The organism is Kitasatospora sp. NPDC087271, assembly GCF_044744605.1.
GTDB lineage: Bacteria > Actinomycetota > Actinomycetes > Streptomycetales > Streptomycetaceae > Kitasatospora.
In genome coordinates this window covers 69,689-93,658 of the sequence record NZ_JBIUYQ010000012.1, presented here as the reverse complement: position 1 = coordinate 93,658, position 23,970 = coordinate 69,689, and the positions used below count along the sequence as shown (strand labels likewise).

The window sequence follows — 23,970 nt, the reverse complement described above, 5'->3', positions numbered from 1 at the left end:
CGTCCAGGCCGGGGCCCGGGGAGATTCCGCAGTTCAGCGGCCTGACACCGGGGCCTGAGAGGGCGGACGGCCATCGAACCGGGGCCGTCCGGGTGAAGCCCGGGGCGGTGGGCGAGCCCCGTCCGACCGTCCCGCCGCCACGGGATATGGCTATCGGGACACACGATCGGAGCGGACGGGAGGAGCGGCGTGCGGCTGTCGAGGTGGAGGGCGCGGGCCGGGCGGCGGGCGGAGCGGGCCGCCCGGAACACGGCGGTCGCGCTGGACCGGCGGCTGCCGCTGTTCGACGGGGCCAAGGGCCTGCTCCGGAAGGTCTTTCCCGACCACTGGTCCTTCCTGCTCGGCGAGTTGGCGCTCTACACCTTCGTGCTGCTGCTGTTGACCGGCGTCTTCCTGACGTTGTTCTTCACACCGTCCATGGCCGAGATCGTGTACGCCGGAACGTACCCGCCGCTTCGCGGGGTGCGGATGTCCCAGGCGTACGCCTCGACGCTGTCGATCAGTTTCGACGTGCGCGGCGGCCTGCTGATCCGCCAGATCCACCACTGGGCGGCGCTGGTGTTCACCGCCGCGATCTGCGCGCACCTGCTGCGCATCTTCCTCACCGGCGCGTTCCGCCGCCCCAGGGAGGTCAACTGGCTGGTGGGACTGACGCTGTTCCAGCTCGCCCTGCTGGAGGGTTTCGCAGGCTACTCGCTGCCCGACGACCTGCTCTCCGGCACCGGCCTGCGCACGGCCCAGGGCTTCATCCTGTCGGTCCCGCTGGTCGGCACCTACCTGAGCTTCTTCCTCTTCGGCGGGGAGCTTCCCGGGCACGACATCATCCCCCGCCTGTACAGCGCGCACATCCTGCTGCTGCCCGGTCTCCTGCTCGGCCTGATCACCGCGCACCTGATCCTGGTCTTCCACCTCAAGCACACCCAGTGGGCCGGGCCCGGACGCACCGACCGCAACGTCGTCGGGAAGCCCCTCTTCCCGCACTTCAGCGTCCAGACGGCGGGCCTGATGGCGATGGTCTTCGGGGTGCTGGCGCTGGCCGCCGCCCTCGCCCAGGTGAACCCGATCTGGCTGTACGGGCCCTACCGCCCCGACCAGGACTCCACCGACGCGCAGCCGGACTGGTACATGGGGTTCATCGAGGGCGCGCTGCGGCTGATGCCCGGGGCCGAGACGCGGCTGTGGGGCCACACCGTCGCCTGGAACCCGCTGATCCCGGCCGTGCTGTTCCCGCTGCTGTTCTTCGCCGCCCTGTACGGCTATCCGTTCTTCGAGCGCTGGATCACCCCGGGCAGCGGCGAGCAGCACCTGTGCGACCGCCCCCGCAACCGGCAGACCCGGACGGCGCTGGGTGTCGCCGGGACGTGCTTCTACGTCGTCCTGCTGGTCGCCGGCGGCCAGGACGTCGTCGCCCGGGCACTGGACGTGCCGGTGGAGGGCCTGAACCGGTTCCTGCGGGTGGGCCTGTTCGTCGGGCCGGTGGCGGCCTTCTGGATCACCCGGCGCCTGTGCCTGGCCTTGCAGGAGCGGGACCTCGAACGGGTGACGGAGGGCGACGAGACCGGGTTCGTGCACGAGGCCGTCGAGGGTGCCTTCCACGGCGAGCACCGGCCGCTCCCCGCCGGCCTGCGCTACACGCTGGCCCTGCGCGACGCCCCGCTTCCCCTGCCGGCGCCGGGCGAGGGCGCCTCGCGGCGCGCACGGCTGCGGGCCGCCCTGAGCTCCTGGTACTACCGGGACAACGTGGAGACGGCGGTGGACGAGCCGCGGCCGGGGCCGCTCGCGCCCGCCGACGCGGGACGCTCCGAGCGGTGACGACCGACCGCTCACCACTCAGCGCTCACCGCCGACCGGCCGGACTCACTGCGCGCGCTGGGCGTGCTGGAAGACGAAGCCCAGGACGCCGGCGCCCGTCACACCCGCTCCGATGAGGAAGAGCCACAAGGCGTACACCAGCCCCAGCCCGGTGACCGCGACGCCGGCCGCGGTGAGCAGCGGGTAGTAGCTGCGCGGTGCGAAGAACTCCAGCGGCCCGGCACCGGTGACGATCTCGGCGTCGGTGCGGTCCTGCGGCCGACGGCCGCGGCGGGAGTACTGGGTCCGGAAGAAGAACGCGATCAGCGTGGACATCATGAAGGCCACGACCAGCGCCGCCTTGCCGGCCGGCTCCCGGGCGAACCAGCCGTAGATCGAAGCGGCGACGGCGAAGAACAGCGCGACGCCCGCGAACAGGTAGGACTCGGTCTTCACCGCGCGTTCTCCTCGCCTTCGAGCGCCGTGCGCGAATACTCCGGGTGGTGCAGGTCGAAGGCCGGGCCTTCGGAGCGGATGCGGGGCAGGGCGTGGAAGTTGTGGCGCGGCGGCGGGCAGGAGGTCGCCCATTCCAGGGAGCGCCCGTAACCCCACGGGTCGTCCTCGGTAACCCGGACCCCGTACCTGGCGGTGCGCCACACGTTGTACAGGAAGGGCAGGGTCGACGCGCCCAGCAGGAACGCACCGACCGAGGAGACGGTGTTCAGGGTGGTGAAGCCGTCCGAGGGCAGGTAGTCGGCGTAGCGGCGCGGCATGCCCTGGGCCCCGAGCCAGTGCTGCACGAGGAAGGTGATCTGGAACGCGGGCAGCAGCATCCAGAAGTGGATCCTTCCGAGGCGTTCGTCCAGCAGCCGGCCGGTGATCTTGGGCCACCAGAAGTAGAAGCCGGCGAACATCGCGAACACGACCGTCCCGAAGAGGACGTAGTGCAGGTGGGCGACCACGAAGTAGCTGTCGGTGACGTGGAAGTCGATCGGGGGCGCGGCCAGCAGGACGCCGGTCAGCCCGCCGAGGAGGAAGGTCACCAGGAAGCCGAGGGAGAACAGCATGGGCGTCTCGAAGGAGAGCGAGCCGTTCCACAGGGTGCCGATCCAGTTGAAGAACTTCACCCCGGTCGGCACCGCGATGAGCAGCGAGGCCAGGGAGAAGAACGGCAGCAGCACCTGGCCGGTGGCGAACATGTGGTGGGCCCAGACGACCGCGGACAGCGCGGTGATCGCGATCGTGGCACCGATCAGTCCGTAGTAGCCGAAGACCGGCTTGCGGCTGAACACCGGGATGACCTCGGAGATGATGCCGAAGAACGGCAGCGCCACGATGTACACCTCGGGGTGGCCGAAGAACCAGAACAGGTGCTGCCACAGCATCGCCCCGCCGTTGGCCGGGTCGAAGACGTGGGCGCCCAGCTTGCGGTCCGCCTCCAGCGCGAACAGCGCCGCGGTCAGCGGGGTGAAGGCGAGCAGCGCGAGGATCGAGGTGAACAGCACGTTCCAGGTGAAGACCGGCATCCGGAACAGCGTCATGCCCGGTGCCCGCAGGCAGACGATGGTGGTGATGAAGTTGACGGCTCCCAGGATCGTGCTCAGACCCGCCACGATCAGCCCCACGGCCCACAGGTCGGCGCCCGTTCCCGGGCTGTGGAGCGGCCCGTTCAGCGGGGCGTAGGCGAACCAGCCGAACGACGCGGCGCCGTCGGTGGTCAGGAAGCCCCCGACCACCATCAGGCCGCCGAACAGGTACACCCAGTACGTGAACGCGTTCAGCCGGGGGAACGCCACGTCCGGGGAACCGATCTGCAGCGGCATCACGGCGTTCGCGAAACCGGCGAACGTCGGTGTGGCGAACAGCAGCATCATGATCGTCCCGTGGATGGTGAACAACTGGTTGTACTGCTCGTTGCTCACCACCTGCAGTCCCGGCCGCATGAGCTCCGCGCGCATGAGCATCGCCAGCAGCCCGGCGAACAGGAAGAACCCGAACGCCGTCGTCAGGTACAGGTTGCCGATGGCCTTGTGGTCGGTCGTGCTCAACCACCGCAGCACCGCCGAGCCTTGACGCCGGCGGGCCACGCCGGGCGCCGGGCGGGCGGCGGCCCGCCGCCGGGTCTGCGCCATCCGCTTCCTCCTCCTGCCGGGGCCCGCCCGTACCCGCGGGGGAAGGACGCGGAGACGCTCGCCGGGACACACGCTGTGTCGCCATGCAATCACCCGTCGTCGCGCGGGCCCCTGAACCGGAGTCGGCGTGGCGGCCCCGACCGGGCGCGGATGACGAAGTCGGCGCACTGGTGCGATCCGGCGAGGCGCCGTCCCAGGTCAGCCGCGGGTCTGCGGCGGATCAGCCGCGAGTCAGCCGCGGGTCAGCCGCGGGTCAGCCGCGAGGCGTCGAACTCGGCCCAGATCGTCTTCCCGTGGCTGTGCGGTTCGGCGCCCCACCGGTCGGCGGTCCGCTCCACGATGAACAGGCCGTGGCCGCCGGGGAGGGCCGGGTTGTGCGGGCGGCGCGGGGTGGGCAGGGTCGGGCTGCGGTCGCTGACCTCGGCCCGCAGGCGGATCCCGGTGGCGTCCAGGACCAGTTCCAGCGGGCCGTCGCCGTGGAGCATGGCGTTGGCGACGAGTTCCGCCACCAGCAGGACGACGTCCGCGAGGGCGCCTTCGCCGACGCCGGGCCCGGCGGCGGACGCGTACCAGTCGTCGAGGGCGCGGGCGGTGAAGGTCCTGGCGTGGGCGACCGGTTTGGGAATGCCGGACAGGGTCAGCCGCCTGCGCTGGCCGCCGACGGGCAGCACCGGGCCCGGCTGGTGCGGGTCGCCGTCCAGGGTTCCCCGGCTCATCGTCATGTGAGGACACCCTTTCGGATCGACGGCGGTCTCGCACGGTCGGTTTCCCGGCAGTTCTCGGATTATGCCCCGTGCCGGCGTCGAACCGGGGCCGGGGCGGCCGGCCCCGGGCCGAGACCCTGGCGGCCCGAGCCGGGGCGGTCAGGCCGCCAAGGCCTCGTCGACCGAGTCGTGGATGGAGAACACCGCCTGCGCGCCGGTCAGTTCGAGGACCCGCATGACGGTCGGCGCCACGGCGGCCAAGTGCAGGTCCAGCCCCTCCTCCGCCGCCGCGAGGCGGGTCTTGAGCAGGAGGTTCAGGCCGGAGGAGTCGCAGAAGCCCACCCCGGCGAGGTCGATCACCACCGCGCCGCGGCGCTGCGCGATCACGCTGGTGAGCAGGTTGGCGGCCGAGGCGAGCGTCTCGATGTCGAGGTCGCCCACGAGGGCGCACACCACCGCGCCGGAGGCCGTGGCACGGGTCTCGACCACCAGTTCCGCGGGCCGCGGGGACGCTGCCGGCGCGGCGGCCGCCCGAATGTCGTCGATTGGCATCATCGTCGTCTCCTCCATGTCCATGCCTTCCGACCATACGGAGGTTGTGCCGGACTGCCAAACACGGGGGTGTGCGCCCGGTTTGGTCCTCCCCGGGGCTCGTGTGGCCACGCATGCTCAGTCGTCCTCCAGCCCGTCGCGCAGGTGCCGCAGGGTGCGGCTGAGCAGTCGGGAGACGTGCATCTGGGACAGCCCGAGGCGGGCGCCGATCTGCGACTGCGTCATGTCCTCGCAGAAGCGCATGGACAGGATGAGCCGTTGCCGCTCCGGCAGGTCGGCGATGAGCGGCTTGAGCGTCACCAGGTCCTCGACGAGGGCGAGGTCCCGGTCGTCCTCGCCGAGCCGGTCGCCCAGGGGGCCGGGGGCGTCGTCGTCGTTGCTGCCGCCGAGGTCCAGGGAGCCGGCGGTGTGCGCGTTCGCGGCGGTCAGCCCTTCGACGACCTCCTCGGGGGAGAGCGCGAGGTGCTCGGCGAGTTCGGCGACCGTGGGGGCCCGGTCCAGGTCCTGCGACAGGCGTTCCTGCGCCTTGGCCAGGAGGATGCGCAGTTCCTGGAGGCGCCGCGGCACGTGGACGGCCCACGTGGTGTCGCGGAAGTGGCGCCGGATCTCGCCGAGGACGGTCGGTATGGCGAAGGTGGTGAACTCGACGCCGAGGTCGGGGTCGAAGCGGTCGATGGCCTTGATCAGGCCGACCGCGCCGACCTGGAGCAGGTCCTCCTGCGGCTCGCGGTGCGAGTTGAAGCGGCGGACCGCGAACCTCACCAGGGACAGGTTCGTCTCGACCAGGGTGGCGCGGACGTAGGAGTACTCCTTCGTCCCCTCCTCCAGCGTGCGGAGCCGGCGCAGCAGCACCTTGTTGAGCTCGCGCGCGTCGGCCGGCGCGATCTCCCGCAGGTCACCGGCGTCGGCGAGCTCCGGCGGGAGCAGGTCCCGAAGTCCTCCGGCGTCGGCGGGTTCCGGCAACGGCAGGTCCCGGGGCTCTCCGGCAGGAGCGGCCGTGCGGGACGGACCTCCCGTCGACGGGTGGGCGGAGGCGGGCAGTTCCCCAGTGGTCGTGGCCATCGGACTCCCTCTCTCGTGCTCTCTCGTGTCGGCGCGGTCTGCCCCCCGGTACCCCGTGTCGGCGGATCGATGCAGCCGCCCCCTGTGGAGGTTTCGTGAAGCCCGCACCGGCGCCGGGGCGCGGACGCGCGTCCGGGCGACGGGCGGGGCGTACGACCGGGTGGCGACCGTTGTCCGGCGGTGTGCGGGCTGGGGTAGCCTCCGAGGGCGGTACAACACCTGGAACGACGGCCAGGTCCCCCGACCCGTCCTTCGGGGTGCCCACGACCGGATTCGGGCCAGTCGGCCCGGCGTTCCACGGAGGCGACGTTCGATGGCTGGCCCGACCACGTCCCGCGACTCACAGCACCACCCGGACGAGGGGGCGGGCGCCGCGCAGGTGGGCGAGCCGGAACTGCGGCTGCTGCTGGCCGGGTTGACGGCGGTGCGCGACGGCGATTTCAGCACCAAGCTGCCGGGCGACGCGGACGGGCTGCTGGGCGAGATCGCCACGGTGTTCAACGGCATGGTCGACCAACTGTCGCGGTTCACCTCGGAGGTGACCAGGGTCGCCCGGGAGGTCGGCACCGAGGGCCGGCTCGGCGGCCAGGCCCAGGTGCCCGGGGTGTCGGGCACCTGGGAGGACCTGACCGACTCGGTCAACGCGATGGCGGGCAATCTCACCACCCAGGTGCGGGACATCGCCCAGGTCGCCACCGCGGTGGCCAAGGGGGACCTGTCGCAGAAGATCACCGTCGACGCCCGGGGCGAGATCCTGGAGCTGAAGAACACCGTCAACACGATGGTCGACCAGCTGTCCTCGTTCGCCGGTGAGGTGACCCGGGTGGCGCGGGAGGTCGGTACCGAGGGCATCCTGGGCGGCCAGGCCGACGTCAAGGGCGTCTCGGGGACGTGGCGCGACCTCACGGACTCGGTGAACTTCATGGCCGGCAACCTCACCGGCCAGGTCCGCGCGATCGCCCAGGTGGCCACGGCGGTCGCGCGCGGGGACCTGTCGCAGAAGATCACCGTCACCGCGCGCGGCGAGATCCTGGAACTGAAGGAGACCATCAACACGATGGTCGACCAGCTGTCCTCCTTCGCCGACGAGGTGACCAGGGTCGCCCGGGAGGTCGGCACCGAGGGCCGGCTCGGCGGCCAGGCCGAGGTGGAGGGCGTCTCCGGCACCTGGAAGCGCCTCACCGAGAACGTCAACGAGCTGGCCGGCAACCTCACCCGGCAGGTCCGCGCGATCGCCGAGGTCACCAGCGCCGTCGCCGCCGGCGACCTCACGCGCTCGATCAGCGTGGACGCCTCCGGCGAGGTCGCCGACCTCAAGGACAACATCAACGCCATGGTCGGGTCCCTGCGCGAGACCACCCGCGCCAACGAGGAGCAGGACTGGCTCAAGACCAACCTCGCCAGCTTCTCGGCCCTGATGCAGGGCCGGCGCGACCTCGGGGTCGTCGCCGAGTCCGTCATGGACGAACTCGCCCCCCTCGTCGGCGCGCAGTGCGGCGTCTTCTACCTCGCCGAGGACAGCCCCGTCGGGACGGTGCTCCAGCTGGTCGGCTCCTACGCCTTCCCCGACGGCGAGCGCCCCACCCGCTTCCGCCTCGGCGAGTCGTTCGTCGGCCAGGCCGCCCGCAGCCGGCGCGCCATCACCGTCGACGCCCTGCCGCCGGACTACCTGGCCGCCGCCTCCGGCCTCGGCCGCACCGGGGCGCTGTCCCTGGTGGTGCTGCCCATCGTGGTCGAGGACCAGGTCCTCGGCGTCATCGAACTGGCCTCCGTCCGGCCGTTCACCCAGGTCCACCTGGACTTCCTCGACCAGCTCATGGAGACCATCGGCGTCAACGTCAACACCATCATCGCCAACGCCCGCACCGACGAGCTGCTCGACGAGTCCCAGCGGCTCACCGCCGAACTCCAGGTCCGCTCACAGGAGTTGCAGTCCCGCCGGGACGAGTTGCAGGCCTCCAACGCCGAGCTGGAGGAGAAGGCCGACCTGCTGGCGGCGCAGAACCGCGACATCGAGACCAAGAACCTGGAGATCGAACAGGCCCGCCAGGAACTGGAGGAGCGCGCCCACCAGCTGTCCCTCGCCTCGAAGTACAAGTCGGAGTTCCTGGCCAACATGAGCCACGAACTGCGCACGCCGCTCAACAGCCTGCTCATCCTCGCCCAGCTGCTCGCCCAGAACCCCACCCGCAACCTGACCGCCAAGCAGGTCGAGTACGCCGGGATCATCCACTCCGCCGGCTCCGACCTGCTCCAGTTGATCAACGACATCCTCGACCTGTCCAAGGTCGAGGCCGGAAAGATGGACCTCAACGTCGAGGCGGTGCCGCTGCGCGCGCTGCTCGACTACGTCGAAGCCACCTTCCGCCCGCTGACCAGCCAGAAGAACCTCGCCTTCACGGTGCGGACGGTCCAGCAGATCCCCGCCGAACTCCTCACCGACGACTACCGGTTGCGCCAGGTGCTGCGCAACCTGCTGTCCAACGCCGTCAAGTTCACCGAGCAGGGCCGGGTCGAACTGCGCATCGAGCCCGCCGACGAGACCGACCTGCCCGACGCCGTCCGGCGCGGCGGCCCGGTGCTCGCCTTCCACGTGAGCGACACCGGAGTCGGCATCGCCCCCCAGCACGTGGAGAGCGTCTTCGGCGCCTTCCAGCAGGCCGACGGCACCACCAGCCGCAAGTACGGCGGCACCGGCCTCGGGCTGTCCATCAGCCGCGAGATCGCCTACCTGCTCGGCGGCGCGATCACGGTGGAGAGCACCCTGGGCCGGGGCAGCACCTTCACCCTCTACGTCCCCGCGACCCGCCCCGACCTGGCCGAGACCGGCGCCGACGGGGCCCGCAGGACGCTGGGCACCGGTGGCACCGGCCCGTCCGAGGCCCCGGAGCGCGCCCCCTCGCCTCCCGCCGGTCAGCCGCGGCGCCTGCTCGTGGTCGAAGGCCGCCCCAACGGCCTGCTGTCCCTGGTGGCGGAGAACGCCGTCGCCGACGTCGCCCGCTCCGCCGGCGCGCAGCGCCGGGTCGAGATAGTCACCACGGTCGGTGCCCCGGAGGCCGCCACTGCGCTCGCCACCGCCCCGTACCACTGCGTCGTCCTGGAACTCGACCTGCCGGACAGCGCGGCGGCCACGCTCCTGGCGGAGATGGAACGCGACCCGGCCCTGCACACCGTCCCGGTGCTGGCCCACAACAGCCGGGGCGTCACCACCGACGACGAGCACGCCGTCCGCCCGGAGGGGGAGCGGCCGCTGGAGCTCATCTCCAGCCTCGACGAGCTGCGCGAACGCATCGCCCTCCACATGAGCGCCGACGGGCCCGGGCGCGCCCTGCCCCCGGTGCGCCGCACGGACGGGAACCCCGCCCGGGGCCGCGGGGCCGACCCGGTGCTCTCCGGCCGCACCGCGCTGGTGGTCGACGACGACGACCGCAACCTCTTCGCGATCACCAGCATCCTGGAGCTGCGCGGCATGCGGGTCCTCCAGGCCGAGAACGGGCTCGCCGCGCTCCAAGCCCTCCGCGCGCACCCCGGGATCGACGTGATCCTGATGGACGTGATGATGCCCGAGATGGACGGCTACACCGCCACCGCGGCGATCCGCGCCATGCCCGAGCACGAGGGGCTGCCGATCATCGCGGTCACCGCCAAGGCCATGATCGGCGACCGGGAGAAGAGCCTGGCCTCGGGAGCCAGCGACTACATCACCAAGCCGGTCGACGCCGACGAGGTGATCGGCAGGATCAGGGACCACCTCAGCCGGTAGTCGCCCTGTCCCATGCCCCGTGTCCCCCCGCGCCCACCCCGACAGTCCAGACTTCAGGAGCCGACAGCCGTGCACCATCCGCAGGAGCCGCGCGCCACGGACCGTCCCGCAGCGGTCGGACCTGCCGACACGCCGAGGGTCGGAGCGCAACGGAGCGCTGCCGAGGCGCAGGCAGCGGCCCGGGCCCGCTCCGAAGGCGAGTCCGCGGCGGTCGACCGGCTCGCCACCACGGTGGAGCGGCTCAGGCTGGAACTGGAACAGGCCCAGGCCCAGGCGGCGGGCCGCGCCGTCGTCGAGATGGGCGTCGGAGTGCTGGTGGAGCGCCTGCGGTGCGGGCCCACCGAGGCCGCCAGGCAGTTGGAGAGCCTCGCGGAGCAGGCCGGGGTGACGGTCCTGGCGCTCGCCGCCGACCTGGTCAACCAGGCCGCGGCGGACGAGATCTCCGCCCTCGCCCGCGAGTTCGTCGCGGACACCTCGGCTCCCCCGGCCGAAGCGGTGGCCGTGCGGCTGCGCAGTGCCGAGGCGGACGTGCTCGCGAGCGGTGACGCGGCGGCGGCGGCGCGTTCCATGCTGGAGCACGCGCTGCGACCGCTCGGCGTGGCCGCCGTCGCCATCTGGGCCGCCCACCCGGACCTCTCGCTGTCGCTGGCGGGCAGCGCCGGTTTCCCCGAGGAGGAGGCACGCCGCTGGCGCCACGTCCCGCCGGGCGTGCCGACCCCCGCCCGCCGGGCCCTGGACGAGCGGGCGGCGGTCGGCTACCCGACGCTCGCCGGCGCCTCGCTGCCCTCGATCGGCCAGCACGAGATCCACGGCGGTCGGCTCGCCGTCCCGGCCGGCGTCGGCGGGCGACTCATCGGCGTCCTGGAGATCTGCTGGCCCGACCCGCTGCCCGAGCGCTCCCAGCCGCTCCAACGCCAGTTCGAGGCGCTCGCCGAGCTGGCCGCCACCACGCTGGAGTCCTGGAGCGGGCAGGAGCCCTCCGCCTGCGACCCGGCCGACGCGCAGTTCGGCGAACTGCGGCAGCTCACCGACGGCCTGCTCGACCCGTGCATGATCCTGCGGGCGGCGCCGGACGGCGACGAGTTCCCGCCCCGGTTCGTGATCCGGCACCTCAACCCGGCCTTCGTCGACTTCGCCGGCCGGCCCACCGGCGTGATCACCGGCACCCGCCTGCTGGAGGCGTACCCGCTGGCGGGCGAACCGGGCGGCCTGGCCGACAAGGTCGAACACGTCTTCGCCACCGGAGAACCCTTCCGCGCCCAGGACATGCGCCTCGCCGCCCTGGTCGACGGAGTTCCGCTGACCACCCGGGCGCAGGTGAGCATCAGCCGGCACGGCAGCCACCTCGCGGTCGTCTGGCGCCTCGACGACGGCACCCCACGCGTCGCCCGCCTGCTGCAGCACGCCCAGCGGCTCGGCCGGATCGGCGGGTTCGAGGAGAACCTGCGGACCCGGCAGATCGCCTGGAACGAGACGGTGTTCGAACTGCACGGGCTGCCGCCCACCGCCGCGCCCCTGGCCCTCGACCAGCTCCCCGACCACGCCCACCCGGACGACCGCCACGCCATCGACCGGTTCCTGCGCACCCTCCTGCACCACCAGCGCCCGGCCTCCACCGCCTTCCGCCTCCAGCGGCCGGACGGCGTCACCCGCCACATCCGCGTCGTCGCGGAGCCCGTCCGCGATCCCGGCAGCGGTCTCGACGGCGATCCCGGCAGCGCTCCGGACAGCGGTCTCGGCACCGTCCGCGGCGCCTACCAGGACATCTCCGCCCAGCACTGGACGGAGGTCGCACTCGCCGCCACCCGCGACCAGCTCGCGCAGAGCGAACAGCAGGCGGCCGAACGCAGCCGCCTCGCCCTCCAGCTCCAGCACGCCATCATGCCGCCCACCCGGGGCCCGCTGGACCTGCACGACCTGAGCGTCGCCGTGCGCTACCGCCCGGCGGAGAAGGACCACCTGGTCGGCGGGGACTGGTACGACACCCTCGCCCTGCCCTCGGGAGACGTCCTGCTGTGCGTGGGCGACGTCTCCGGGCACGGCATCGAGGCCGCCACCGGCATGGTCGCGCTGCGCAACGCCCTGCGCGGCCTGGCCGCCACCGGCGCCGGGCCGGCCCAGTTGCTGAGCTGGCTCAACAGCGTCACCCACCACCTGACCGACAACGTCACGGCCACCGCGGTGTGCGGCCTCTACGAACCCGCGACCCGCCGGTTGCGGTGGGCCCGCGCCGGGCACCCGCCGCCGGTCCTGCTGCGTGGCGGGCGGGCGGACATCCTGCCCCAGCTGGGCGGCATCCTCCTCGGCGCGATCGGCCACGCCGACTACGAGCAGGGCGAGCTCGTCCTGGAGGCCGGTGACACGCTGGTGATGTACACCGACGGGCTCATCGAGCGCCGCGACGAATCCCTCCAGGCGTCGCTGACCAGCCTGACGGCCCTCGCCGAGGACTCCCGTACCGGGTCGGCCACCGGGTCCGCCACCAGGTCCGCCGCCGGGTCGGCCACCGGCTCGGACACCGGTTCGGACACCGGTTCGGCCAACCTCGAAGAGCTCCTGGACCACCTGCTGCGCTACAGCAACGCCGACACCGACGACGACACCTGCCTGGTCGGAGTGATGGTGCGGTAGCGGTCGGACGGGCAGGGCAGGGCAGGGCAGGCGCATGTCCGCGGCGAATCGGGGCAGCCGAGGGACGAATCGACGCGTCCCCTGATCGAGGAGGTCCCCGTGCTCGCCCTGGTCCTGGTCCTGCTGCTCGCCCTGCTCCTGTTCGGCTTCGGCTTCGCCCTGAAGGTGCTGTGGTGGGTCGCCCTCGCGGTTCTCGTCGTCTGGCTCCTGGGCTTCCTCGCCCGCGGCACCACCTCCTCCGGCGGACGGGGCCGCTGGTACCGCTGGTAGCCCGCCGTACGCACGGCCCCGTCGCCGGCCGCCGGGGCGCCCGAGCCGCCGCGCAGCCCCTGCGCGGCGGCTCGCGCGTGCGCGCCTCCCGCACCGCCCCCCGGGGGGCGGAACCGGGCGGGTGTCGCGGGCGCGGGCCGGGGCAGACGCCGGGGCATGAACCCGATCGAACGGGCCTTGCGGGCCGTGGACCGCTTCCAGCAGCACCGCCGGGTGCCCGCCGTGGTCATCGGCGTCGTGCGCAAGTACGGGGACGACCGGGGCGGGCTGCTGTCCGCCCTGATCACGTACTACGGCTTCGTCGCCCTGATCCCGCTGCTGCTCCTGCTCAGCACCGTTCTCGGCTTCGTCCTGCACGGCCGCCCCGGGGCCCAGCAGTCGGTGCTGAACTCGGCGCTCGCCGACTTCCCGATCATCGGCGACCAACTGCGCCAGAACGTCCACTCCCTCCAGGGCAGCGGTCTGGCACTGGCCATCGGCGCGCTCGGCCTGCTGTACGGGGCGCTCGGCATCACGCAGGTCCTCCAGCACGCCATGGCCGAGGTCTGGAACGTGCCCGGGGTGCAGCGGCCCGGTTACTGGCCCCGGCTGGGGCGCGGCCTGCTGCTGTTCACGGTCCTGGGCGCCGGCCTGGTGCTGGGTACGGCGGCCGCCTCGCTGGTCGGCAGCGCCCTGGGCGGGGTGCCCGCCCGGGTGGGGGGCCTGCTGGTCTCGGCGCTGCTGAACACCGCCCTGTGCCTGGCCTGCTTCCGCGTGCTCACCCCGCGCGAGATCCCGACCCGGGCCCTGCTGCCCGGCTGCGCCGTCGCCGGGCCGCTGTTCACCGTCCTCCAGGCGTTCGGTTCGCTCCTGGTGACCCACGAGCTACGCCACGCGGGCCAGGTCTACGGCTTCTTCGCGACCGTGATCGGCCTGCTCTCCTGGCTCTACCTGGCCGCGCAGATCACCGTGTACGCCGCCGAGGCCAATGCGGTGCTCGCCCGTCGGCTGTGGCCCCGCAGCCTCCTGCAACCACCGCTCACCGCCGCCGACGAGAAGGTGCTGTCCTCCGTCGCCCGTCAGGAGGAGCGCCGCCCCGAACAGCACGTCGAGGTCTCCTTCCACGACGGGGAGCGGCCCGGCGGGGCCGGTGACGACGGGCCGCGCGGCCCGTCGTCCCCCGACGCCCGGTGACACCGCCTGCGGCTACCGCCGGCCCCCGCTTCGCCCGTCCCGGCCCGGGCGGCGCGGCTCGCGCGCCGGGGCGGCGGTCGCGGGCCGGTACACGGTGAGCCCGGCCGGGACCTTGGACAGTCGCAGGGCGCCGCGCGCGGGGACGCTCTCGCCGTCGACGGCGATGCGGGCGGCGTCGCCGAGGGAGTCCAGGTCCAGGGCGCGCAGCCGGACGGCCCGGTAGACCCGGGACCGGTCCAGGGTGCCGGACAGGAAGGCGGCGGCCAGGCGGGTGCGGGCGAAGGGCCGGCCGCCGTCGACGACCCGGACGTCGAGCTGTCCGTCGGCCAGGGCGGCGCGGTGGGTGGGGGCGAAGCCCGCCGGTTCGTACGCCCCGTTGCCGGCGAACAGCAGCCACAGCCGGTGCGGGCGGCCGTCGGCGTGGACGGTGACGGGTTCGGCGGTCGGCAACAGCTTGGCGACGGCCACCGCGAGGGCCGGCCACTTGCCGATGCGCTTCTCCAACTTCTCCCGCTGGTGGACGAGTTCGGGGTAGATGCCGAGGCTGAAGGTGTTCACGAAGGTCCGGGCGCCGGCGTCGTCGGCGGCCAGGCCCAGGTCCACGCCGACGGCGGTGCCCGCCTGGACGGCCTCGGCGGTGGCCTCGTGGGTGGTGGCGCCGAGGTCGAGGGCGAAGTGGTTGAGGGTGCCGCCGGGGAAGACCGCCAACGGCAGCGCGCGCTCGACGGCCAGCGCCGCGGCCAGGTTGACGCTGCCGTCACCGCCGCACACCCCGAGCGCGCCACCGGCCCTGGCGGCCCGGTCGGCGGCTTCCGTCAGTATCTTCGCCAGGTCGTCCTGCGGCCCGCACACCCGGACGTCCGCCTCGGGCAGCAGGGCGCGCAGCGTCCCGGCCACGTCCTCGGCGGTGGGGGCGAGCGGAGAGCCGCTGCCGGAGCCCGAGTTGACCACCACCGACAGCCCCCTCCCCTGCGGCAGGGCCGGGGCCGGACAGGGGGCCGGGGCGGCGGGCGGCGGCACGTCGGACGAGCGCGGCCACCAGTGCAGGGTCGCGGCGGCGGCCGCCGTACCCAGTGCCGCACCGGCCAGGACGTCGCCCGGGTAGTGCACGCCGGTGTAGACGCGCGAGAGGGCCACCGCCGCCGCGACCGGCGCGACGGCCGCGCCCAGCAGCGGGGACTCGATCGCCACACCGGCGGCGAAGGCGGCCGCGGACGCGGAGTGACCGGAGGGGAAGGAGGTGGTGACGGGCTGGCGCAGCAGCCGGCGCACGGCCGGGACGGCGTCCAGCACCGGGCGGGGCCGGCGGGTGGCGTGCTTGGCGACGGTGTTGGCGGTGGCCGAGGCGATGGCGAGCGAGCCGAGGCCGCGCAGGGCCGCGCGTCGCCCGCGGCGTCCGCCGACCGCGCCGAGGACGGCGGCGGTGCCCATCCACAGCACCCCGTGGTCGGCAGCCCGGCTCAGCGCCCGCAGCCAGGGGCGGGTGCCGTGCAGCGGCGCGGCGGCGACGCGGTCGAAGAGGGCTCGGTCTATGGCGTCCAGTCGGGTGGTCTTCAGTCGCTTCATCCGACGAACCTACGGCGCGCGGGTGACAACGCCGGGGAGGAGGCCGGGGGTGTGTCGCGACGGCCGGCCGTGACGGCCCGCGTACAGGGCCCGGAACTCCCCCAGCAGGGGAGCTCGGTGCGACCGCCGTCCCTTCCCCGCTATCCCGCGTCGCGCGGCGGCAGCCCCCGGGTGATCCGGTCGAACAGCTCGGCCAGCGGCTCGCCGAGGTCCTGGCCGAACTCGGTCAGCCCGTAGGTGACCTGGGGCGGTGTCGTCGGCTCGACCCTCCGCCAGACCAGGCCGTCCTGCACCAGCGCGCGCAGGGTCTGGGCGAGCATCTTCTCGCTGATGCCGTGGATGCTCTCGCGCAGCTCGTAGAACCGCAGGTCGTTGCTCCGCAAGGAGATCAGCACCCAGATGCCCCACCTGCTGGTCACGTGGTCGACCACCTCGCGCGCGGGGCAGTCGGTGTGAAACACCTCATACCGCTTCCCGGCCTCGCCCTGCCTGTCCTGCACACCTACCACCATGCCCTGAGCTTACGTCAAGGTATGTCCTTACCAAGGGTTAGCCCTGGCTCCTAGCGTGGGGACCACCGAGGCCGCAGCGGCCACGGCGGACGTCGAACGAGGAGCTGACCATGATCGTGGTGACCGGGGCCACCGGCAATGTGGGCCGACCGCTGACGCGGGCACTGGCCGAGGCGGGCCGACAGGTGACGGCGGTGTCGCGGCACGCGGCGGCGGTGCCGGACGGTGTCCGCCACGTGGCGGCCGACCTGGCCGGGCCGGCCGGCCTCGAACCCGCGCTGGCCGGGGCGGAGGCGCTCTTCCTGCTGCTGTCCGGCGACCTGCACGCCGCCGGGGCCAACCCGGCCGACCTCATCGGCCAGGCCGTGGCCGGCGGGGTCCGCCGGATCGTCCTGCTCTCCTCGCAGGGCGTGGCGACCAGGCCCTTCGGCCCGACGCGGATCGCGATGAGCGAACTGGAGGACGTCCTGCGGGGGTCCGGTGTGGACTGGAGCATCCTGCGGCCGGGCGGCTTCGCCTCCAACGCCCTGTGGTGGGCCGAGTCCGTCCGCGCGCAGCGGGTCGTCGCCGCGCCCTTCGGCGACGTCGGGGTGCCGATCATCGACCCGGCGGACATCGCCGACGTCGCGGCGGCCTGCCTGCTGGAGGACCGGCACAGCGGCGGCGTGTACGAGCTGACCGGCCCGGAGGTGATCACCCCGCGCCGGCAGGCGCAGGCCATCGCGGCCGCCCTGGGCTCGCCGGTGCGGTTCCACGACCTCACCCGCGAGGAGGCCTCCGCCGCCATGGCCCACAGCATGCCGGTGGAGCTCGCCGAGGACACCCTGGACATCCTCGGCTCCCCGAACCCGGCCGAGCTGCGCGTCAGCCCGGACGTGCAACGGGTCCTCGGCACCGCCCCGCGCCCCTTCGCCGACTGGGCCGCCCGCAACGTCGCCGCCTTCCGCTGAGCCTGCCCGAGTGGCCCCGTCGACACCGCGCCGGCTCTCGGCTGGCGGCCGACTCCGGATGTTCCGGGTGTGGAACCGCCGATCCCGGGCAGACGCCGTCCGGGGCGGACCGAGCCCCCACTACCGAGAGGAGTGATCCGATGAGTGCCAAGGACAAGCTGCACAACGCGGCCGAGAAGGTCCACGGCAAGGCCAAGGAAGCCGCCGGACGGGCCACCGGCGACCGGGTCGTCGAGGCCGAGGGCCGGGGCAAACAGATCAAGAGCGACCTGAAGCAGGCCGGCGAGAAGATCAAGGACGTCGGAAAGGACTGACCCGGAGCACGGCGGCCGCGCCCGCGCGGCCGCCCCGCCCCGCCCCGACCCAGCCGGCTCAACCGTCCCTGCCCGGCCCGTGGGACTCAGGAACCCGTGGAGACGCCGCAGTCCCACGTGACCGGCGAGGGCGCCCGGCCACCCCGCGCCAAGGCCCGAACCCTCTCGGGGTTCGGGCCTCGCGGTCGCGGTCCGCGCACGCGGTGGGTCTGCGGTCCCGGTCGACCCGGCCCACACCCGGCTCGGCGCCCTGTGCACGCGCGAGCCCGGGATCGTCGCCTCCCTGGTCGCCCTCTTCGAGCGGACCTGGCAGGCCGCCGTCCCGCTCGGCGCCGACCGGCGCAAGGACACCGAGACCGGCCTCAGCGCCACCGAGCAGGAACTCCTGCGGCTGCTCGCGTCCGGCCTCACCGACGAGGCCGCCGGCCGGAACCTGGGCCTGTCGGCACGCAGCGTCCGCCGCCAGATGGCCGGGCTGATGGAGCGCCTAGACGCGTCGAGCCGCTTCGAGGCCGGCCTCAAGGCGGCGCAGCGCGGCTGGCTCTGAGCGGCCGCTCCCCCGGCACCCGGCCGGCTACGGTCGCCGGGCGGCTACGGTTGCAGGTCGGCTACGGTCGCCGGGCGAGCAGGTCCTTGATCACGGTGTCGAACCCCCGTGGGGGGCGACCGAGAAGCTCGGCGACGTCGTTCGTCGCCCGGTCGTACCGGTTCTCGCCGTGCAGCCTGGCCATCGTGGCGATGTGGTCGAACACGTGGTCCGGCAGGCCTTGGCTCTTGAGGTCGTGCTCCAGCCACTCCTGGTAGGGCACGTCGACGTAGGTCACCTCGCGGCCCAGGGCGGCGGAGAACTCGGCCGCGATGGCCGTCATGTCGCGGGATCGAGCCCCGGTCAGTTCGTGGACGCGGCCGGTCCGGGGGGAAGGATCGAGCAGGAGTGCGGTGACGACCTCGGCCACGTCGGCGGCCGCGACCGGTGAGGTCCGGGCCGCGCCGAAGGGGAGGCGGATCGTGCCGTCGCGCCGGATCGAAGCGGCCGCCACCCCGGTGAAGAGCGGATTCTCCATGAACACGGTGGGCCGGACGTGGACGACCGGCGCCCCGGACCAGTCGAGGACGTGTTCGGCGAGGTAGTGCAGTCGCTGCTGCCGGGACTCGGCGTCGCTGGTGAGGTCCATCTGCGAGATGGTCATCTGCGAGATGCTGACCAGCAGTTCCAGGCTGACGCTCTCCCGGGCGGCGACCGCCACCGTCGCCGCGGCCTCCAGGTAGGCGGACGACACGCTCATCCCGAAGTAGGCCCGGTGGCAGCCGGCCAGCGCCCTGACCACGTCCGCCCCACGGGTGAGGTCACCGACCATCACCTCCACGCCGCCCATCGTCCTCAGGTCCGAGGCCCGTTCGTCGTCGTGGTGTACGAGAGCCCTGACGGGCACGTTCTGCGCCCGCAACCCCTCCAGGATCCTTCGCCCGACTCCGCCGACCCCACCGCCGGCGCCGGTGACAAGGACAGGTTCTACGAGCACGACGATTGCCTCCCACCTACCTGACCGGGACATCCGGTGCACTGCCAACGCTCCCGCGCCGGGAAGGTTCCGCGGGTCCTCGACGCCAGGGCGAGCGCGTCGGCTTCCGTGAGGGCAGGGCGGGCGCATCAACCTCCGATCCGGTCCGGATCGCGGGCCTGGCGAGCGGAGGCGGCGAGCCGGTCGGCGAGCGCGATGACGAGGCCGCGGAGTTCGTCCGGCCGCTCGATGACGAACGGCCGGTCGAGCGAGGCGAGGACGGGGGGCAGCCAGTCGAGCCGCTCCGCCCGCAGTTCGACGTGCAGCCACCGCTCGGTGTGCGGATCCGCGCCGTCCACGGACGCGGGCGCGAGCCCCTCGATGCTCGCGACACTGGCGGGGAGCCGGGCGCGGATCTGCTCGACCGTCCCGTGGATCCGCAGGGTCACTTCGTACCGGTACGCGGCCTTGGCGAGCCCGGACAGGACGCGCTGGGCCGGATCGAGCCCGGCGGGCGGCTCGAACGAGCCCGGCAGGGGCCTCGCGTCCGCGATGCGATCGAGCCGGAAGGTCCGGTCCTGGCCGGCCCCGGGATCGATCTCGGGATCGGCGCCCGTGACGTACCACCGGCCCGCGTGGGTGACGATCCCGTACGGGTGCAGCGTGCGTTCGCTCCGCCGGCCGTCCCGGGCGGTGTACCTGATCGAGATCGGGCGGCGATGGCGCACCGCGTCGGCGACGGCGAGCAGGACGCCCGTCTCCGGGGTGGCCGCCTCGCCGGGCTCAGCCGTGAAGGCGAGGGATTCCAGGACGGCGTCGAGCCGACGGGCGAGGCGCTCGGGCAGTGCCCGGCGGATCTTGGCCGCCGCCGTCTCGCCCGCGGTCCCGGTCGCGGTCCCGGTCGCCGTCAGCAGCCCCGCCCTGCGGCCCGCGACGAGGCCGAGCAGCACGGCGAGCGCCTCGTCGTCGTTGAGCATGAGCGGAGGCAGGCGGTACCCGGGGGCGAGCCGGTACCCGCCGTAGCGGCCGCGGACCGCCTCGACGGGGATGTCGAGGTCGACCAGGTGGTCCACGTACCGCCGCACGGTGCGCCCGTCGACGCCGAGCCGGTCGGCGAGTTCGGCCACCGTCCTGATGCCGCCCGACTGCAGGAGTTCCAGGAGGGTGAGCACACGGCTGGTGGGTCGGCCCATGTCCACGAGCCTAGCGCTGATACCGGACCGATTCTGTCCACTATTTCCTCTACCGTCCGGGGTGCAACGACTTCACCGACCCGAGGAGAGAGCACCATGGACTTCGTTTCGATCCGGATCATCACGGGCGACATCGCACGCCTCGTCGGCTTCTACGAGCGGGCCACGGGGGTACAGGCGCACTGGTCCACCGAGGACTTCGCCGAACTGCGGACCGCCGGCGGGACCCTCGCGATCGGCAGCACCCGGACCGTGGCGCTGTTCGCGCCCGGCTCCGCCCGTCCGGCCGACAACAACAGCGTGATCTTCGAATTCCTCGTCGCCGACGTGGACGGCGTGTACCGGAACCTGACCGGCTTCGTCACCGACTTCGTGACCGAGCCCACCACGATGCCCTGGGGCAACCGGTCGCTCCTGCTCCGTGACCCCGACGGCAACCTGGTCAACTTCTTCACACCCGTCACGCCGGCGGCCGTCGAGAAGTTCGCCCGCTGACGACAGCACGGCCGCCCGGGCGGGAGCCGGTCCCCGCAGCACGCTCCGCACCGGCTCGCGGGCCCGGGCCGCCGCCGGGGGTGGTCGCGGGCGGAGGGCGGGTGCGGCAACCTGGTACCACCGCCCCGCCCGACCGCGACACCATGGGGCCCGCCCCACCGCCGATCCCCTGAGGAGCACGTCATGACCGACCGCACCCGCGAGCACCTGCTCGCGGCCATCGAGATCGCGGCCGACGCCCGGGCGCACGGCAACCACCCCTTCGGAGCGCTGCTGACCGACTCCGCCGGGAACGTCCTGCTCACGGCCGAGAACTCGGTGCTGACCGACCGCGACGTCACCGCCCACGCGGAGACCAATCTGGTGCGGCAGGCCTCGCGCACCCTGGCCCCGACGCAGCTCGTCGACGCCGTCCTGTACACGAGTACCGAACCGTGCGCGATGTGCGCCGGGGCGATCTACTGGAGCGGCATCCGCAAGGTCGTCTACGCGCTCGCAGGGGCGGAGCTGAACGCCATCGCGGGAGTGGACCCGGAGGAGCCGGTGCTCGACCTGCCGTGCCGCCAGGTCTTCGCCGCCGGCGGCAGCACCGTGGAGGCGTCCGGCCCGCACCTCTTCGAGGAGGCCTCCGCGGTGCACACGGGGTACTGGGGGTAACGCTCTGGCCCACCCCGGGACTCCTCTGTCCGGCTCGTCAGTCCGGCGGCTCGGGCGGGCGGGGCAGGCCCGGCTCGGGCTCAGGCCCGGGCGGCGCGGGTGACGGCGTAGCGGGGCCCGGGAGCACCGGATCCGGCGGCGGCTCGGGCACGCCGGGCGGCAGCGGAGGATCCGGCACCACCGGCGGACTGACAGGTCCGACGGACTGGGACTGCGGCTGGGGCTGGAGCTGCGTGGAACCGTACGGCATGACTGCTGCTCCCTTTCGTCAGAAGATCCGACCGCCGTAGAACGGGTCGTAGTAGAGCCCGTAGCGGTCGCGGACGTCGGCCGACACGTCGGCCGCGCCGTCGTCGAGGCCGGGACCGTTCCTGATGTCGTCCTTGGACCGGTCGACGTACACCTTCTGCTCGCCGATCTCGATCCGGATCACGGTGCCGGCGGGCAGGAGCACCCGCCTGCCGAGGATCCACGGACCGGTGTCGACGACCAGGTGCTGGGCGCCGACCGCCTCGGACAGCTTGTCGATCTTGCCGATCGCTCCGTCGGTGGCCTCGACGTGGAAGCCGATGAGGTCGGTGCCCGCCGTGTGACCGGCGGTGTCCCGGAACTCCCAGATGTTGACGCGATCACTCACGACCGTCTCCTTCCGTCGTCGGGTCTGGCTGTCAGGTCTGACTGCCTGATCGGTCTGCCTGATCGGGCTGTCGGATCGGGCTGTCGGATCGGGCTGCCGGTACGCTTCGGCTGCCCCCGATCCGGAGGTTCATGCCACCGTGTCGTCGACCGTGGCCCCGACCGGTCCGCCGCCCTCCTCGACGTGGCGCTTGAAGTCGGTCAGGTCGTCGATCACCCGGCGGTCGACGAACCCGAGCGCCTCGGCGAGGTGCTCCCAGAGCCCGTGCGGTTCGACCTCCAACTGGAACATCACCCGGGTGGCGGCGTCGCCCACGGCGTGGAAGGTGACCACGCCCTGGTGCCGCACCGGGCCAGGGCCGCTGTCCCACGCCACGCGGTCGTTCTCCACCAGCTCCGTGGTCACGGCGGTGAACTCGCGCGGGCCGGCGGCGGTCCGGACCACCCAGCTGGTGTCCTGGCCCGACCGGTCGACCCTGACCACACCCCGCATGAACTGCGGGAACTCCTCACACCTGACCCAGCTCTCGTAGACCGTGCCGAGCGGCGCCGCCACCTCGACGGACTCCTCGATCCGGTGCATCGCTCCTCCTGACATGTCGGTGCCCGCCCGGGCCGGCGGGCCTTCAGGCTCCGGCTGCCCCGTTCCCGGGCCGATATGCACCCCGGCTGAACCCTCGACGCGGCCCCTCGGCTCGCCCCCCTCACCCGTCTCCCCCGCCTCGTCCGCCTCGTCCCCTCGTCCCCCTCACCCGTCTCCCCCGCCTCGTCCGCCTCGTCCCCTCGTCCCCCTCACCCGAACGGCCCATCGCCGTGGTCGGGCCCCCACCTCACCTCCGGCAGGTGTGAATCCCGCCGAACGGGAAAACGGGCTCCGGGAAGCGGGCCCGGGGAAAGCCCGCCCACAGCGCCGGCCCGGGGAAGGCCGGCCCACAGCGCCGCGCTGCGGCCGTCGCGGAGGGAGAGCGAGCGTGTGGTGGAGCCTGTTCCGTCTGCTCCTGGCAGGTGCGGGGGTGGCCCTGACCACCTACGTCCTGGACCGGACCGCCGAACGGCTGGTCCGCAGATTCGCCCCGCACCGGCCGGGCAGCGTCATGCCGGGGATGCTGCGCAGTTGCCGGCGACCCCTGGTCACCGTGCTCGCCGCCTCGCTGTCCCTCGCCGTCCAGCCGTGGGTCGGCGGTTCGCCGGAGACCCGGGAGCAGCTGCACCACCTCCTGGTCCTGCTGGCGATCGCCTCCGGCGGATGGCTCGGCGCCCGGGTGGTCGGGCTCGTCGTCGAAGGCGCCGTCCGCCTCGCCGTCCACCGCCGCGACCCCTCCTCGGCCGGCCGCGCCCGCACCCAGGCGGGTCTGCTCGGCCGGATCTGCCAGGCGATCATCGCGATCGCCGCCCTGGGCGCGATGCTGATGACCTTCCCCTCCGTGCGCGGCATCGGGACCAGTCTGCTCGCGTCCGCGGGCCTGGTCGGCGTGGTCGCGGGCATCGCCGCTCAGAGCGTGCTGGCCAACCTCTTCGCCGGGGTGCAGCTGGCCTTCGGCGACCTGGTCCGGATCGGCGACGTGGTCGTGGTGTCCGGCGAGTGGGGCACCGTGGAGGAGATCACCCTCACCGCGGTGGTGATCGCGACCTGGGACCAGCGCCGCCTGGTGATGCCGATGTCCTACTTCGCCGGCCGCCCGTTCGAGAACTGGTCGCGCCGCTCCAGCCGGATCACCGGCACCGCCTTCCTCCACCTCGACCACCGGGCCCCGGTCCCCCTGCTGCGCAAGGAGTTCGACGCGTTCCTCGCCGACAGCCCCCTCTGGGACGGCCAGGGCAGCGCCCTACAGGTCGTCGACACCACGCCCACCACCATCGTGGTCCGGCTCCTGGCGACCGCCGCCAACGCCGACGACGCGTTCTCCCTCCGCTGCCAGCTCCGCGAACACCTGGTGACGCACATCTGCGAACACCACCCCGAAGCGCTCCCCCGGGTGTCCGTCACCCCGGCGCCCCGGACCGGGCCTGACACCCCGCGCGCCCCCTTCCCCCCACCCGCTCAGTAGTCACTCAGTAGTCACTCAG

The 23,970-nt window shown here is 73.2% G+C and carries 22 protein-coding genes; 11 read left to right on the top strand and 11 right to left on the bottom strand.

Annotated elements, in window-relative coordinates; genetic code table 11:
- The first annotated feature begins 189 nt into the window (after positions 1–189).
- Positions 190–1,812 (top strand): cytochrome bc complex cytochrome b subunit, encoded by a 1,623-nt coding sequence (locus tag ACIO9K_RS21285; protein WP_400331929.1) that lies wholly within the window; start codon positions 190–192, stop codon positions 1,810–1,812.
- A 45-nt stretch (positions 1,813–1,857) separates the two neighbouring features.
- Here ACIO9K_RS21285 and ACIO9K_RS21280 read toward each other — a convergent pair whose 3' ends face one another.
- The 5 genes from ACIO9K_RS21280 to ACIO9K_RS21260 all read right to left on the bottom strand — a co-directional run bounded on the left by ACIO9K_RS21280 (position 1,858) and on the right by ACIO9K_RS21260 (position 6,241).
- On the bottom strand, positions 1,858–2,247 hold the full coding sequence (locus ACIO9K_RS21280; protein ID WP_363584365.1) for a cytochrome c oxidase subunit 4: 390 nt from the start codon (positions 2,245–2,247) through the stop codon (positions 1,858–1,860).
- Positions 2,244–3,923 carry a cytochrome c oxidase subunit I gene (gene ctaD, locus ACIO9K_RS21275; protein ID WP_363584363.1) on the bottom strand — a complete coding sequence of 560 codons (1,680 nt, stop codon included), beginning with the start codon at positions 3,921–3,923 and terminating at the stop codon, positions 2,244–2,246. The genes ACIO9K_RS21280 and ctaD overlap by 4 nt, the downstream gene beginning before the upstream one ends.
- Before the next feature lie 242 nt (positions 3,924–4,165).
- Positions 4,166–4,645 carry an ATP-binding protein gene (locus tag ACIO9K_RS21270; protein WP_400331925.1) on the bottom strand — a complete coding sequence of 160 codons (480 nt, stop codon included), beginning with the start codon at positions 4,643–4,645 and terminating at the stop codon, positions 4,166–4,168.
- A gap of 141 nt (positions 4,646–4,786) precedes the next feature.
- Entirely contained in the window at positions 4,787–5,179 is a 393-nt protein-coding gene (locus ACIO9K_RS21265; protein ID WP_363622667.1) for an STAS domain-containing protein, read from the bottom strand.
- A gap of 117 nt (positions 5,180–5,296) precedes the next feature.
- Positions 5,297–6,241, bottom strand: coding sequence for an RNA polymerase sigma factor SigF (locus ACIO9K_RS21260; protein WP_363584357.1), 945 nt, complete (start codon positions 6,239–6,241; stop codon positions 5,297–5,299).
- Positions 6,242–6,554: 313 nt separating this feature from the next.
- On the opposite strand from ACIO9K_RS21260, the gene ACIO9K_RS21255 reads away from it, so the two are divergent.
- The 4 genes from ACIO9K_RS21255 (at position 6,555) to ACIO9K_RS21240 (ending at position 14,078) form a co-directional block, all read left to right on the top strand.
- Positions 6,555–10,004, top strand: coding sequence for a HAMP domain-containing protein (locus ACIO9K_RS21255; protein WP_400331922.1), 3,450 nt, complete (start codon positions 6,555–6,557; stop codon positions 10,002–10,004).
- 12 nt (positions 10,005–10,016) lie between these two features.
- Entirely contained in the window at positions 10,017–12,635 is a 2,619-nt protein-coding gene (locus tag ACIO9K_RS21250; protein ID WP_400331919.1) for a SpoIIE family protein phosphatase, read from the top strand.
- A 99-nt stretch (positions 12,636–12,734) separates the two neighbouring features.
- Positions 12,735–12,905, top strand: coding sequence for a hydrophobic protein (locus ACIO9K_RS21245; RefSeq protein ID WP_331744879.1), 171 nt, complete (start codon positions 12,735–12,737; stop codon positions 12,903–12,905).
- A gap of 156 nt (positions 12,906–13,061) precedes the next feature.
- Entirely contained in the window at positions 13,062–14,078 is a 1,017-nt protein-coding gene (locus ACIO9K_RS21240) for a YihY/virulence factor BrkB family protein (RefSeq protein ID WP_363622660.1), read from the top strand.
- A 12-nt stretch (positions 14,079–14,090) separates the two neighbouring features.
- Here ACIO9K_RS21240 and ACIO9K_RS21235 read toward each other — a convergent pair whose 3' ends face one another.
- Together ACIO9K_RS21235 and ACIO9K_RS21230 are read right to left on the bottom strand one after the other, a co-directional pair.
- Positions 14,091–15,644, bottom strand: coding sequence for a phosphatase PAP2 family protein (locus tag ACIO9K_RS21235; protein ID WP_363622658.1), 1,554 nt, complete (start codon positions 15,642–15,644; stop codon positions 14,091–14,093).
- 140 nt (positions 15,645–15,784) lie between these two features.
- The gene (locus tag ACIO9K_RS21230) at positions 15,785–16,156 is read right to left on the bottom strand and encodes a helix-turn-helix domain-containing protein (RefSeq protein WP_363584348.1); all 372 of its coding nucleotides are present in this window, start codon (positions 16,154–16,156) and stop codon (positions 15,785–15,787) included.
- Between the two features lie 110 nt (positions 16,157–16,266).
- Here ACIO9K_RS21230 and ACIO9K_RS21225 point away from each other — a divergent pair, with 110 nt between their 5' ends.
- The 3 genes from ACIO9K_RS21225 to ACIO9K_RS21215 all read left to right on the top strand — a co-directional run bounded on the left by ACIO9K_RS21225 (position 16,267) and on the right by ACIO9K_RS21215 (position 17,967).
- Entirely contained in the window at positions 16,267–17,106 is an 840-nt protein-coding gene (locus ACIO9K_RS21225) for an NAD(P)H-binding protein (protein ID WP_363622654.1), read from the top strand.
- A 140-nt stretch (positions 17,107–17,246) separates the two neighbouring features.
- Positions 17,247–17,420 (top strand): CsbD family protein, encoded by a 174-nt coding sequence (locus tag ACIO9K_RS21220; protein ID WP_063352486.1) that lies wholly within the window; start codon positions 17,247–17,249, stop codon positions 17,418–17,420.
- 250 nt (positions 17,421–17,670) lie between these two features.
- A complete protein-coding gene (locus tag ACIO9K_RS21215; RefSeq protein ID WP_400332200.1) occupies positions 17,671–17,967 on the top strand; it encodes a response regulator transcription factor in 297 nt (98 codons plus the stop codon).
- 61 nt (positions 17,968–18,028) lie between these two features.
- Here the strand turns inward: ACIO9K_RS21215 and ACIO9K_RS21210 are convergent, their stop codons facing one another.
- Positions 18,029–18,976, bottom strand: a complete 948-nt coding sequence (locus ACIO9K_RS21210) for an NAD(P)H-binding protein (RefSeq protein WP_400332197.1) — start codon at positions 18,974–18,976, stop codon at positions 18,029–18,031.
- A 95-nt stretch (positions 18,977–19,071) separates the two neighbouring features.
- Positions 19,072–20,115, bottom strand: coding sequence for a helix-turn-helix transcriptional regulator (locus ACIO9K_RS21205; RefSeq protein ID WP_400331913.1), 1,044 nt, complete (start codon positions 20,113–20,115; stop codon positions 19,072–19,074).
- A 96-nt stretch (positions 20,116–20,211) separates the two neighbouring features.
- Here ACIO9K_RS21205 and ACIO9K_RS21200 point away from each other — a divergent pair, with 96 nt between their 5' ends.
- Positions 20,212–20,610: a VOC family protein gene (locus ACIO9K_RS21200; RefSeq protein ID WP_400331910.1), complete on the top strand. Its 399-nt coding sequence runs from the start codon at positions 20,212–20,214 to the stop codon at positions 20,608–20,610.
- 183 nt (positions 20,611–20,793) lie between these two features.
- Complete coding sequence (locus ACIO9K_RS21195) at positions 20,794–21,267, top strand: nucleoside deaminase (protein WP_363622640.1); 474 nt, start codon at positions 20,794–20,796, stop codon at positions 21,265–21,267.
- A 268-nt stretch (positions 21,268–21,535) separates the two neighbouring features.
- Here the strand turns inward: ACIO9K_RS21195 and ACIO9K_RS21190 are convergent, their stop codons facing one another.
- Together ACIO9K_RS21190 and ACIO9K_RS21185 are read right to left on the bottom strand one after the other, a co-directional pair.
- Complete coding sequence (locus ACIO9K_RS21190; protein ID WP_063352503.1) at positions 21,536–21,904, bottom strand: hypothetical protein; 369 nt, start codon at positions 21,902–21,904, stop codon at positions 21,536–21,538.
- Positions 21,905–22,033: 129 nt separating this feature from the next.
- Positions 22,034–22,486: an SRPBCC family protein gene (locus tag ACIO9K_RS21185; protein ID WP_363584330.1), complete on the bottom strand. Its 453-nt coding sequence runs from the start codon at positions 22,484–22,486 to the stop codon at positions 22,034–22,036.
- 430 nt (positions 22,487–22,916) lie between these two features.
- Here ACIO9K_RS21185 and ACIO9K_RS21180 point away from each other — a divergent pair, with 430 nt between their 5' ends.
- Positions 22,917–23,951 (top strand): mechanosensitive ion channel family protein, encoded by a 1,035-nt coding sequence (locus ACIO9K_RS21180; protein ID WP_400331905.1) that lies wholly within the window; start codon positions 22,917–22,919, stop codon positions 23,949–23,951.
- The last annotated feature ends 19 nt before the right edge of the window (positions 23,952–23,970 follow it).